We start from the raw sequence: 12,028 nt of genomic DNA, 5'->3' as shown, positions 1-12,028 counted from the left end.
ACGATTTAACAGCAGAAGAAAAAGCCAAAGCTAAGGAAGACGCAAAAGCGAAAGCTGACGCAGCTAAGCAAGCCATCTACAACGCAACAACAAACGATGTAGTAACTCAAGCTAAAAACGATGGGGCAGCAAGTGTAGCTTCAGTTACTCCAGCAGCAGTAGTGAAGACAGCAGCTAAGCAATCCATCGACGAAGCTCTGAAAGCTAAGAATGATGAAATCGACGCTCGTACAGACCTAACAGATGAAGAGAAAGCTGCTGCTAAGTCAGAAGCAAAAGCTAAGGCTGACGCAGTGAAAGCAACCATCGACAACGCAACAACAAATGCAGAAGTAGAACAAGCTAAGGTGACTGGAACAACAGAAGTCACTTCAGTCAATCCAGAGGCGTTGACTAAGTCAGCAGCTAAGCAATCCATCGACGAAGCTTTGAAAGCTAAGACTGATGAGATAGACGCTCGTACAGACTTGACAGATGAGGAGAAAACTGCAGCTAAGGGAGACGCGAAAACAAAAGCTGACGCAGCGAAGACTGCAATCGACAACGCAACAACAAACGATGCAGTAACTCAAGTTAAAAACGATGGGGCAGCAAGTGTAGCTTCAGTGACTCCAGCAGCAGTAGCGAAGACGGAAGCTAAGCAAGCCATCGATGAAGCTCTTAAAGCTAAGAGTGCTGAGATAGACGCACGTACAGACTTAACAGACGAAGAGAAAACTGTGGCTAAATTAGATGCAAAAGCCAAAGCTGACGCAGCGAAAGCAACCATCGACAACGCAATAACAAATGCGGAGGTAGAACAAGCTAAGGTGACTGGAATAACAGAAGTAAAAGCAGTAGATCCACAACCAGAAGCTAAGACAGCAGCTAAGCAAGCCATCGATGATGCCCTAAAAGCTAAGAACGACGAGATAGACGCTCGTACAGATTTAACAGACGAAGAGAAAACTGCTGCTAAGTCAGAAGCAAAAGCTAAGGCCGACGCAGCAAAAGAAGTTATCGATAAAGCGACAACCAATGCAGAAGTTGACCAAGCAAAGTCAACTGGAATTGCAGAAGTCACTTCAGTAAATCCAGGTGCAGTGGCTAAGACAGAAGCTAAGCAAGCCATCGACGAAGCTCTGAAGGCTAAGAACGACGAAATCGACGCACGTACAGACTTAACAGATGAAGAGAAAGCTGCTGCTAAGTCAGAAGCAAAAGCTAAGGCTGACGCAGCAAAAGAAGCCATCGACAAAGCAACAACGAATGCAGCAGTCGACCAAGCTAAAACTAACGGAACTTTAGAAGTCACTTCAGTAAATCCAGAAGCAGTAGCGAAGACAGAAGCTAAGCAAGCCATCGACGATGCTTTGAAAGCTAAGACTGCCGAAATTGATGCTCGTACAGACTTAACAGATGAAGAGAAAACTGCAGCCAAAGCAGATGCAAAAGCCAAAGCTGACGCAGCAAAATCAGCCATAGATAAAGCAACAACGAATGCAGAAGTCTACCAATCTAAGTCAACTGGAATCACAGCAGTGACTTCAGTAAACCCAGAGGCAGTAGCGAAGACAGAAGCTAAGCAAGCCATCGACGAAGCGCTTAAATCTAAGACTGATGAAATCGACTCTCGTACAGACTTAACAGACGAAGAGAAAACCGCGGCTAAAGCAGAAGTAAAAGATAAGGCTGACGCAGCAAAATCAGCCATAGATAAAGCAACAAAGAATGCAGAAGTCGACCAATCTAAGGCAACTGGAATCACAGCAGTGACTTCAGTAAACCCAGAGGCAGTAGCGAAGACGGAAGCTAAGCAATCCATCGACGAAGCGCTTAAAGCTAAGACTTCCGAGATAGACTCTCGCACAGACTTAACAGAAGAAGAGAAAATTGGGGCTAAGGCAGAAGCAAAAACAAAAGCTGACGCAGCGAAGACTGCAATCGACAACGCAACAACAAATGCGGAAGTAGAACAAGCTAAGGTGACTGGAACAAGAGAAGTAAATAATGTAAATCCAGACGCAGTAGCAAAGTCAGAAGCTAAGAAATCCATCGACGAAGTTCTTAAAGCTAAGACTGCCGAGATAGACGGACGTACAGACTTAACAGATGAAGAGAAAACTGCAGCCAAAGCAGACGCGAAAGCTAAAGCTGACGCAGCGAAAGCAGCCATCGACAAAGCAACAACGAATGCAACAGTCGACCAAGCTAAGTCAACTGGTATTGAGGAAGTGAACTCAGTCAATCCGATTGCACAAATTAGACCGGCAGTTGGAGCAAGTGCTGGAGTTCATGTAAACTCAGCTAATCCAACTTCTAAAGAAAAACCACAGGAAAAACAAGCAATAGACCAAGTATTGAAAACTGATGAAGCCAAAGCTAAAGTGAAAGATAGTGTAGCATCTACTATCTCACAACTTGAAAATGAGAATCAGCAAGTAGCTACTAATCAGCGTGTAGTGGCTAGAGAATTGCCAAATACAGGTACAACAGAATCCATAACAGCAATTGTTGCAGCAACAGCTAGTGCGATACTTGGTTTTGGTCTTATTGCTCGTCGTCGAAAAGAAGATGAAGAAGACAAATTAGAAAATCAGTAACGATTTCTAACAGTTGCAACTCCTTTTTTGAGACTAAGTAGATAATATTATTCTTAAAACTCTCCTAGAGCAAAATAGCTACTAGGAGAGTTTTTTCTCTAATCAGAAGATACGTGACGGGACTAAAAACAATCTCATCTGCTTTGCGGATGAGGGTTTTCTTATTTTGTGCTATACTTAAGATATGCATAGAAAAACAGTGATTGATTTTAGGGCTTTGGGCGAGAGATACACCTTTACCCAGCCTATTAAAGAGTTGAAAACGAGAAATGTAGCAGAAGTGGCAGATTTGCTGGTACAAGTGGAAAGCTACCAAGAGCAAGGCTACTATGTGGTGGGCTATGTCAGCTACGAGGCTGCACCTGCTTTTGAGGAGAAATTAGCAGTTCATAAAGCTCCTTTACTGGACGAGTATTTGCTTTACTTTACTGTTCACGATAGGGTGGAGACATCTCCTATTCCCCTGACTTATGATGAGGTTGATTTGCCTTCAAATTGGCAGGAAGTGACGTCTGAAGCAGATTATGAAAAGGCGATTGCTCAGATTCACCATCATTTGCGGCAGGGGGACACCTATCAGGTCAACTACACCGTCCAACTCAAGCAAAAATTAAGTGCCAATCCTTTTGCCATCTACAATCGTATGGTAGTAGAGCAGGAGGCGGGCTACAATGCTTATGTTGAACATGACGAGATGGCAGTGATTTCCATGAGTCCAGAGCTCTTTTTTGAGCAAAATGACCGTGAGTTGACAACGCGACCAATGAAGGGAACGACTCAGCGTGGAGTGACTGACCAAGAAGACTTGGAGCAGGCCAGTTGGTTGGAACAGGATCCCAAAAATCGCTCTGAAAATATGATGATTGTGGACCTCTTGCGCAACGATATGAACCGTATTTCTGAAGTGGGAAGTGAACATGTGGAGCGTCTCTGCCAAGTGGAACAGTATTCAACTGTTTGGCAGATGACTTCAACCATCAAGAGTCAGTTGCGAGAGGATGTTGACCTTGTTGAAATCTTCCGTTCTCTCTTTCCTTGCGGATCCATAACGGGTGCACCCAAAATTGCGACTATGGAGATTATCAAGGACTTGGAGCCACAACCGCGTGGAGTCTACTGCGGAACCATTGGTTTCCTGCTTCCAAATGGGCGACGAATTTTTAATGTTGCTATTCGGACCATTCAACTCTACAAGGAGCAAGCTATCTATGGAGTTGGCGGAGGCATTACATGGGATAGCACTTGGGAGTCTGAATACCGCGAGGTTCATCAAAAGGCAGCAGTTCTCTATCGTAAACAAGCTCGTTTCAAACTGATTACTACAGGGAAAATCAGCCAGAAGAACTTGCTGCTTGAGAATCAACATATAGAAAGGCTGAGAAAAGCTAGTCGGTATTTTGCCTTTCCATTTGATTCAGAAAACTTGAAACAAAAGATAGAGGAGGAGTGTCAGGCTTGTGATGCTAATCAAGATTACCGCTTGCGTATTTCTCTCAGCAAGTCTGGAGAGATAGAAGTCGAACGCCGAGTATTAACACCCCTCAGTCCAAGTTTTTGTCAGGCCAAACTTTGTCTGCAGGAAGCCAATTTGCAACAAGCCTTTACCTACTTCAAAACGACTCACCGACCGCATTTGAGCCTAGAGGAACAAGAGATCATTTATCATAATGTAAAAGGAGAACTTCTTGAAACCTCTATCGGAAATTTGGTTCTGAAAATTTCTGGGAAACTCTACACACCGCCTATCCGACTGGGAATCTTGCCAGGAATTTACCGTCAGCTCTTGCTGGAAACAGGACAGGTAGAAGAGAGAGTCTTGACTTTAAAAGACTTAGCCCGAGCAGAAGCTATTTACGGCTGTAATGCAGTCAGGGGCTTGTATGAGTTGTCAGTAAGGGAGAACTAAATGAAATTAATATTTTTACATGGCCTAGGTCAGTCAGCAGATAGTTGGAAAGAAGTTCGGAATCTACTGACAGATTATCCTTCTGAGGCTATTGAGTTATTTCCTTCTGGAGTTAGCAACTATCAACAAGCTAAAGAGCGAGTTTATCAGCATCTAGCTCAAGAGACAGAACCTTTTATTTTGGTTGGATTGTCCTTAGGTGCTGCCCTGGCATTAGAACTATCTAGTTACGATTTATCAAATCTCCGAGCTTTGGTTCTATCAGGATGTCCACTTAAACTGTCTGGTAATATCCTATTTTATCTTCAGTTGATGATTTTTAAACTACTTCCCAAAAAAGTATTTGAAAAACAGGGAGCAGACAAGGCTTTTATGGTCGGAGTTTCTGAGGAATTGAAGACACTTGATTTAACTGATATATCAAGAACTTGTCCTTATCCAACCTTACTAATTTGTGGCAGCAAAGATAAACCAAATCTTAGTTCTATGAGAAGTCTTCATAAACTAATATCAGAATCCCAATTTCAGATTATCCCATACGGCCCTCATGTCTTGAATAAGGAAAAACCAAAAGAGTTTGCTGAACAGATTAAACCTTTCCTTGAATTGCTGAAATAAGTTTGATAAAATAATAGTGAAATCGATAACATCGTTATAGGAGAAAGAAATGAATAAACGTCTATTTTTAAAAATGAGTCTGGCTACCTTGCCAGTTTTAGCCTTGTTTTCACAACCTGTGTTAGCAGAAGAAAACATTCATTTTTCTAGTTGTAAAGAAGCTTGGGCGAATGGATACGCAGATATTTACGAGGGAGAACCTGGTTATTCTGCCAAGTTAGACCGCGATCATGATGGTGTGGCTTGCGAATTGAAAAATGCTCCTAAGGGTGCTTTTAAAGCAAAACAAGCGGCTACAAATCAAACTGATACAACTTCATCAACAACAAGTGGTTGGGTTAAGCAGGACGGCGCTTGGTATTATTTTGACGGAAATGGAAATCCAGTGAAAAATGCATGGCAGGGAAGCTATTACCTGAAAGCTGATGGTAAAATGGCACAGAGTGAATGGATTTATGACTCTTCTTATCAAGCTTGGTATTATTTGAAATCAGATGGTTCTTATGTAAAAAATGCATGGCAAGGAGCTTATTACCTTAAATCAAACGGTAAAATGGCACAAGGTGAGTGGGTTTATGACTCTTCTTATCAAGCCTGGTATTACTTGAAATCAGATGGTAAAATGGCTAAAAATGAGCGAGTTGATGGAGGCCGCTACTATGTAGATGCTTCAGGTCTATGGAAACCATAAGTAAGGATAAAATCTAGAAAGTTAATGCAAACCTTTGCATAAATGAGTGAATTTTGTTATACTAGTACTGTAAGCATTTTCAATTAATTCATAATTAAAAAGGAGAATATGATGAGTCAAAAGATTATTGGGATTGACCTTGGTGGAACTTCTATCAAATTTGCAATTTTAACTCAAGAGGGAGAAATCCAAGAAAAATGGTCTATCAAGACAAATATTTTGGATGAAGGAAGCCACATTGTAGATGATATGATTGAGTCTATTCAGCATCGTTTGGACTTGCTTGGATTGGAAGCAGCAGACTTCCAAGGTATTGGAATGGGATCACCAGGTGTGGTTGACCGTGAAAAAGGAACTGTTATCGGTGCCTACAACCTCAACTGGAAAACCCTTCAACCAATTAAAGAAAAGATTGAAAAAGCCTTGGGCATTCCATTCTTCATCGATAATGATGCCAACGTAGCTGCTCTTGGTGAGCGCTGGATGGGTGCTGGTGATAACCAACCAGACGTTGTCTTTATGACACTTGGTACAGGTGTTGGTGGCGGTATCGTCGCTGAAGGGAAATTGCTTCATGGTGTTGCTGGTGCAGCAGGTGAGCTTGGCCACATCACTGTTGACTTTGACCAACCAATCGCATGTACTTGTGGTAAAAAAGGATGTCTTGAGACAGTGGCTTCGGCAACAGGAATTGTCAACTTGACTCGTCGTTATGCCGACGAATACGAAGGTGATGCAGCCTTGAAACGCTTGATTGATAATGGAGAAGAAGTAACTGCTAAGACTGTCTTTGATTTGGCAAAAGAAGGAGACGATCTTGCTTTGATCGTTTACCGTAATTTCTCACGTTACTTGGGAATCGCTTGTGCTAACATTGGCTCAATCCTAAACCCATCAACAATCGTTATCGGTGGCGGTGTGTCAGCTGCAGGAGAATTCCTTCTACAAGGTGTTCAAAAGGTTTACGACGAAAATACCTTCCCACAAGTACGCACAACAACTAAACTAGCTCTTGCAACTCTAGGAAATGACGCTGGAGTTATCGGAGCAGCATCACTTGTATTGCAATAAAATAAAAAAGGAGAAAATTGCTTTCCAGAAGCGAGTGATTTTCCTCCTTTCTTTTTTTATGCTATACTAGTTAGGACAATAAATGAGGTGAGAGAGAATGACAAAAGCAGATACGATTTTTAAAGAAAATATTGAACGAATCCTCAAAGACGGTGTCTTTTCTGAACAAGCCCGTCCCAAGTACAAGGATGGGACAGTTGCCAACTCCAAATACGTAACGGGTGCCTTTGCAGAGTATGACTTGGCAAAAGGGGAATTTCCTATCACAACCTTGCGTCCCATTGCAATCAAATCCGCCATCAAGGAAGTGCTCTGGATTTACCAAGACCAGTCTAATAGCCTAGAAGTGCTTAATGACAAGTACAATGTTCACTACTGGAATGACTGGGAAGTGGGAGATACGGGAACTATTGGTGAGCGTTACGGGGCGGTCGTTAAGAAACACGACATCATCAATAAGCTTCTCAAGCAGTTGGAAGCTAATCCTTGGAACCGTCGGAATATTATTTCTCTCTGGGATTACCAAGCTTTCGAAGAAACAGATGGCCTTCTACCATGCGCCTTTCAGACTATGTTTGATGTCCGCCGTGTAGATGGAGAAATCTATCTGGATGCGACCTTGACCCAGCGTTCTAATGATATGCTGGTGGCCCACCATATCAACGCTATGCAGTACGTGGCTCTTCAAATGATGATTGCCAAGCATTTCGGCTGGAAGGTTGGGAAGTTCTTCTACTTCATAAACAATCTCCATATCTATGATAATCAATTTGAACAAGCTCAGGAATTGCTTCGTCGTGAGCCATCAAACTGCCAACCACGTTTGGTTTTAAATGTGCCAGATAAGACCAATTTCTTTGATATCAAAGCAGAAGATTTTGAGTTGGTGGATTATGACCCTGTCAAGCCACAGTTAAAGTTTGACCTAGCTATTTAATACTATTTGAAAATCTATTCAAACCACGTCAGCGTCGCTTCATCTACAACCTCAAAACCATGTTTTGAGCTGACTTCGTCAGTTCTATCCACAACCTTAAAACAGTGTTTTGAGCTGACTTCGTCAGTCTTATCTACAACCTCAAAGCAGTACTTTGAGCAACCTGAGGCTAGTTTCTTAGTTTGCTCAGTATAAAAGAATAGAAAAAAGAAGTTGAGAAAATAAATCCCAACTTCTTTTGTTTCTTAACGTGATACGCGGCGACGAGCTGCTTTTTTACGGTTTTCTTCGATGAAAGCTGCTTTTTGCTCTTCTGGTTCGATCACTTTCTTTTTAAATGCGTATACTGCACCTGCGACTGCAGCGACAGTTCCTGCGACACCTGTTACAAGACCTTTAGCGAATCCTTTAGCCATGAGTCTTCCTCCTTTATCTTCTTAATCAGCCAGCCCCCTCAAGAGGTCACATTTTTCTGACTGACCTTTTTGTGTTATAATAATAGTAACGAAAAAATGGGAATTTTTCAAGGAAAAAAGATGAAAACAAAAATAATTGTGATTGTTGGACCGACTGCAGTTGGAAAAACAGCCCTTGCCATCGAAGTTGCAAAGCGTTTTAATGGCGAAGTGGTTAGTGGAGATAGCCAGCAAGTCTATCGAGGTCTGGATATAGGGACGGCTAAGGCTAGTCCAGAAGAGCAGGCAGCTGTTCCTCATCATTTAATCGATGTTAGAGAGGTAACCGAGTCTTACTCGGCTTTTGATTTTGTTTCAGAAGCTAAGAAGGCTATTGAGGATATTCAAAGCCGTGGCAAGCTAGCTATTATTGCTGGTGGGACTGGGCTTTATATCCAGAGCTTGCTTGAAGGCTACCACCTAGGTGGTGAGACTCCTCATGAGGAGATTTTAGCTTATCGAGCTAGTTTGGAGCCATATTCAGATGAGGAATTAGCCCATTTGGTGGAGCAAGCAGACCTTGAGATTCCCCAGTTTAATCGTCGTCGTGCGATGCGTGCCTTGGAAATTGTCCATTTTGGTCAGGATTTGGAAAATAAAGAGAGTCTATATGAACCGCTGATTATCTGCTTGGACGATGAGCGCAGTCAGCTTTATGAGCGTATCAATCACCGAGTGGACCTGATGTTTGAAGCTGGACTTCTAGACGAAGCTAAGTGGTTGTTTGACCATTATCCAGATGTGCAGGCTGCTAAAGGGATTGGTTACAAGGAACTCTTTCCTTACTTCCGTGGAGAGCAGACCTTGGAGGATGCTAGTGAGAGTCTCAAACAGGCGACTCGTCGTTTTGCCAAACGTCAGTTGACCTGGTTCCGTAATCGCATGCAGGTGACCTTTTATCAGATTGGAGAAACTGGTGTAAAAGATCGCATTTTAAGCCAGATAGAGGAGTTTTTAGATGATTGAAACGGAGAAAAAAGAGGAACGGGTCCTGCTCATTGGTGTAGAATTGCAGGGCATGGACAATTTTGATCTCTCTATGGAAGAATTGGCCAGTTTAGCGAAAACAGCAGGGGCAGTCGTTGTAGATAGCTACAGACAAAAACGTGAAAAATATGATTCCAAGACCTTCGTCGGCTCTGGTAAGTTAGAAGAAATTGCGCTTATGGTGGATGCAGAAGAAATTACCACTGTCATCGTCAACAACCGTTTAACTCCACGGCAAAATGTCAATTTAGAAGAAGTTCTGGGTGTCAAGGTCATTGACCGTATGCAGTTGATTTTGGATATCTTTGCCATGCGAGCTCGAAGCCATGAAGGGAAGCTCCAAGTTCACCTAGCTCAGCTCAAATATCTCTTGCCTCGCTTGGTTGGTCAGGGAATTATGCTCAGTCGTCAGGCAGGGGGAATTGGTTCCCGTGGACCTGGTGAAAGCCAGCTGGAGCTGAATCGTCGTAGTGTTCGCAATCAAATTACGGATATCGAGCGCCAGCTCAAGGTGGTTGAGAAAAATCGGGCGACTGTCAGAGAAAAACGTTTGGAGTCCAGCACCTTTAAGATTGGTTTGATTGGTTACACCAATGCTGGGAAATCAACCATCATGAACACTTTGACCAGTAAGACACAGTATGAAGCAGACGAGCTCTTTGCGACTTTGGACGCGACAACTAAGAGTATCCATCTGGGAGGCAATCTCCAAGTAACTTTGACAGATACAGTTGGCTTTATTCAAGATTTGCCGACAGAGTTGGTGTCCAGTTTCAAGTCAACCTTGGAAGAAAGCAAGCATGTGGACCTTCTGGTTCATGTGATCGATGCCAGCAATCCTTACCATGAGGAGCATGAAAAAACAGTCCTGTCCATCATGAAAGACCTGGACATGGAAGATATTCCTCGCCTGACCCTTTATAATAAAGCGGATTTGGTGGAGGATTTTACGCCTACCCAAACGCCTTATGCCCTCATTTCTGCCAAGTCTGAGGATAGTCGTGAGAACTTGCAGGCACTATTTTTAGAGAAAATCAAGGATATTTTTGAATCTTTTACCCTGCGCGTGCCTTTTTCTAAGTCCTACAAGATTCATGATTTAGAAAGTGTTGCGATTCTTGAAGAACGTGATTATCAGGAAGACGGCGAAGTGATTACAGGCTACATTTCCGAGAAAAATAAATGGAGGTTAGAGGAATTTTATGACTGATATTAAAACCTTGGCTCTAAAATATGGGGGCTATACAAGTCTGGATAAGGTCTATCTGGATCAACTTCTAGCTGGTAAAACAGAGCAAGAGCAGTTGGCACTGATCACTCCTCCGCCTAGCGTGGTCAATGCTTATTTTGCAGAACTCTACCAGAAAAAAAGTCCTGAGGCTGCGACGGATTATTTTGCGGAACTCAGTCAGGAACTGAATCTTTACAATACTGAGCCAAGTTTCACCCTAGAAAATAAGCCTTTTATTCGGCTTAATCTGTCGGGTAAATCCTTTGGTTTTTGTTATGAGAGTGAGGGTCTGGGTCGGATTTTCTCTGAGAATGAAGAGAAGATTTCTGATGACTTGCTTTTTGAAATTGCACAAATTTTTCCCCATCAACTGGTCTTTGAAGAGTCTGGTAAGATTTACATGAAGTCTGTCGGGGACGAGGAAGTTGTGAGCGTGGAGAGTCTCACAGCTTTGACTGATTTGGAAAGCTTGGCTGACGGTCGTAAACGTCTCAAAGGATACAGCCAAGAGGATTTACTGCAAGAAGCTGCTGCTTTTTCTGGCAAATGTTATTTCCGATCGGAAAACCGCACAGCTATGTTATATATTGATTAATTAGAAAGTATCGAATGGATATTCAATTTTTAGGAACAGGGGCTGGTCAGCCCTCTAAAGCCCGCAACGTATCAAGTCTTGCCCTGAAACTTTTGGATGAGATTAACGAAGTTTGGCTCTTTGACTGTGGAGAAGGAACGCAAAATCGCATTCTGGAAACCACAATTCGACCACGCAAGGTCAGCAAAATCTTTATCACTCACCTGCATGGAGACCATATCTTTGGCTTGCCAGGATTCCTTTCTAGCCGCGCTTTTCAAGCTAATGAAGAGCAGACAGATTTGGAAATCTATGGACCGCAAGGGATCAAGTCCTTTGTCTTAACCAGTCTTCGTGTGTCAGGTTCGCGCCTGCCTTACCGTATTCATTTTCATGAGTTTGACCAAGATTCTTTAGGGAAAATCCTTGAAACCGATAAATTCACTGTGTATGCAGAGGAGCTGGACCACACTATTTTCTGTGTTGGTTACCGTGTCATGCAAAAGGACCTAGAAGGAACGCTGGATGCTGAAAAACTTAAGGCTGCTGGTGTCCCATTTGGCCCACTTTTTGGAAAAATTAAAAACGGTCAGGACGTTGTTTTAGAAGATGGGACTGAAATCAAGGCGTCAGACTATATCTCAGCCCCACGTCCAGGTAAAATTATCACTATTCTGGGTGACACTCGCAAAACGGATGCCAGTGTGCGTCTGGCTGTCAATGCCGATGTCCTTGTCCATGAATCGACTTATGGCAAGGGTGACGAAAAAATTGCTCGTAACCATGGCCACTCTACTAACATGCAAGCTGCACAAGTAGCGGTAGAAGCAAGTGCTAAACGCCTCTTACTCAACCATATCAGTGCCCGTTTTCTCTCAAAAGATATCAGCAAGCTCAAAAAAGACGCTGCTAGTGTTTTTGAAAATGCCCATGTGGTCAAAGACTTGGAAGAAGTGGAAATCTAAAAGCTTGAGAA

11 protein-coding genes are annotated in these 12,028 nt (G+C 42.8%); 10 read left to right on the top strand and 1 reads right to left on the bottom strand.

The features are described 5' to 3' along the window. The 6 genes from OCF95_RS08985 to OCF95_RS08955 all read left to right on the top strand — a co-directional run. The coding region (locus OCF95_RS08985) for a DUF1542 domain-containing protein (RefSeq protein WP_261105265.1) at positions 1-2,582 on the top strand (2,582 nt) is incomplete at its 5' end. Positions 2,583-2,766: 184 nt separating this feature from the next. Then, positions 2,767-4,488: an aminodeoxychorismate synthase component I gene (gene pabB / locus OCF95_RS08980; protein WP_261105264.1), complete on the top strand. Its 1,722-nt coding sequence runs from the start codon at positions 2,767-2,769 to the stop codon at positions 4,486-4,488. After that, positions 4,489-5,106 (top strand): alpha/beta fold hydrolase, encoded by a 618-nt coding sequence (locus OCF95_RS08975; protein ID WP_261105263.1) that lies wholly within the window; start codon positions 4,489-4,491, stop codon positions 5,104-5,106. A 49-nt stretch (positions 5,107-5,155) separates the two neighbouring features. Continuing rightward, complete coding sequence (locus OCF95_RS09895; protein ID WP_315899059.1) at positions 5,156-5,797, top strand: excalibur calcium-binding domain-containing protein; 642 nt, start codon at positions 5,156-5,158, stop codon at positions 5,795-5,797. A gap of 111 nt (positions 5,798-5,908) precedes the next feature. Further along, positions 5,909-6,868 (top strand): ROK family glucokinase, encoded by a 960-nt coding sequence (locus tag OCF95_RS08960; protein ID WP_261032473.1) that lies wholly within the window; start codon positions 5,909-5,911, stop codon positions 6,866-6,868. Between the two features lie 97 nt (positions 6,869-6,965). Next, positions 6,966-7,805: a thymidylate synthase gene (locus OCF95_RS08955; protein WP_033677660.1), complete on the top strand. Its 840-nt coding sequence runs from the start codon at positions 6,966-6,968 to the stop codon at positions 7,803-7,805. A 245-nt stretch (positions 7,806-8,050) separates the two neighbouring features. Here OCF95_RS08955 and OCF95_RS08950 read toward each other — a convergent pair whose 3' ends face one another. Next, positions 8,051-8,221: a DUF3042 family protein gene (locus tag OCF95_RS08950; protein WP_001051780.1), complete on the bottom strand. Its 171-nt coding sequence runs from the start codon at positions 8,219-8,221 to the stop codon at positions 8,051-8,053. Positions 8,222-8,341: 120 nt separating this feature from the next. On the opposite strand from OCF95_RS08950, the gene miaA reads away from it, so the two are divergent. The 4 genes from miaA to rnz are packed head-to-tail and all read left to right on the top strand — an operon-like array spanning position 8,342 to position 12,017. Then, entirely contained in the window at positions 8,342-9,226 is an 885-nt protein-coding gene (gene miaA, locus OCF95_RS08945; protein WP_049550687.1) for a tRNA (adenosine(37)-N6)-dimethylallyltransferase MiaA, read from the top strand. Then, positions 9,219-10,457 (top strand): GTPase HflX, encoded by a 1,239-nt coding sequence (hflX, locus tag OCF95_RS08940; protein ID WP_024057897.1) that lies wholly within the window; start codon positions 9,219-9,221, stop codon positions 10,455-10,457. The genes miaA and hflX overlap by 8 nt, the downstream gene beginning before the upstream one ends. Beyond that, positions 10,450-11,073, top strand: coding sequence for a cystathionine beta-lyase (locus tag OCF95_RS08935; RefSeq protein WP_261105262.1), 624 nt, complete (start codon positions 10,450-10,452; stop codon positions 11,071-11,073). Before hflX ends, OCF95_RS08935 begins: the two co-directional genes overlap by 8 nt. A 14-nt stretch (positions 11,074-11,087) precedes the next feature. Continuing rightward, on the top strand, positions 11,088-12,017 hold the full coding sequence (rnz, locus tag OCF95_RS08930; protein WP_261105260.1) for a ribonuclease Z: 930 nt from the start codon (positions 11,088-11,090) through the stop codon (positions 12,015-12,017). The last annotated feature ends 11 nt before the right edge of the window (positions 12,018-12,028 follow it).

It is taken from the genome of Streptococcus mitis (assembly GCF_946188615.1).
GTDB classification, from domain to species: Bacteria; Bacillota; Bacilli; order Lactobacillales; family Streptococcaceae; genus Streptococcus; species Streptococcus mitis_BZ.
The sequence above is the reverse complement of the archived record's forward strand: the minus strand, read 5'-3'. Positions and strand labels throughout refer to the sequence as shown.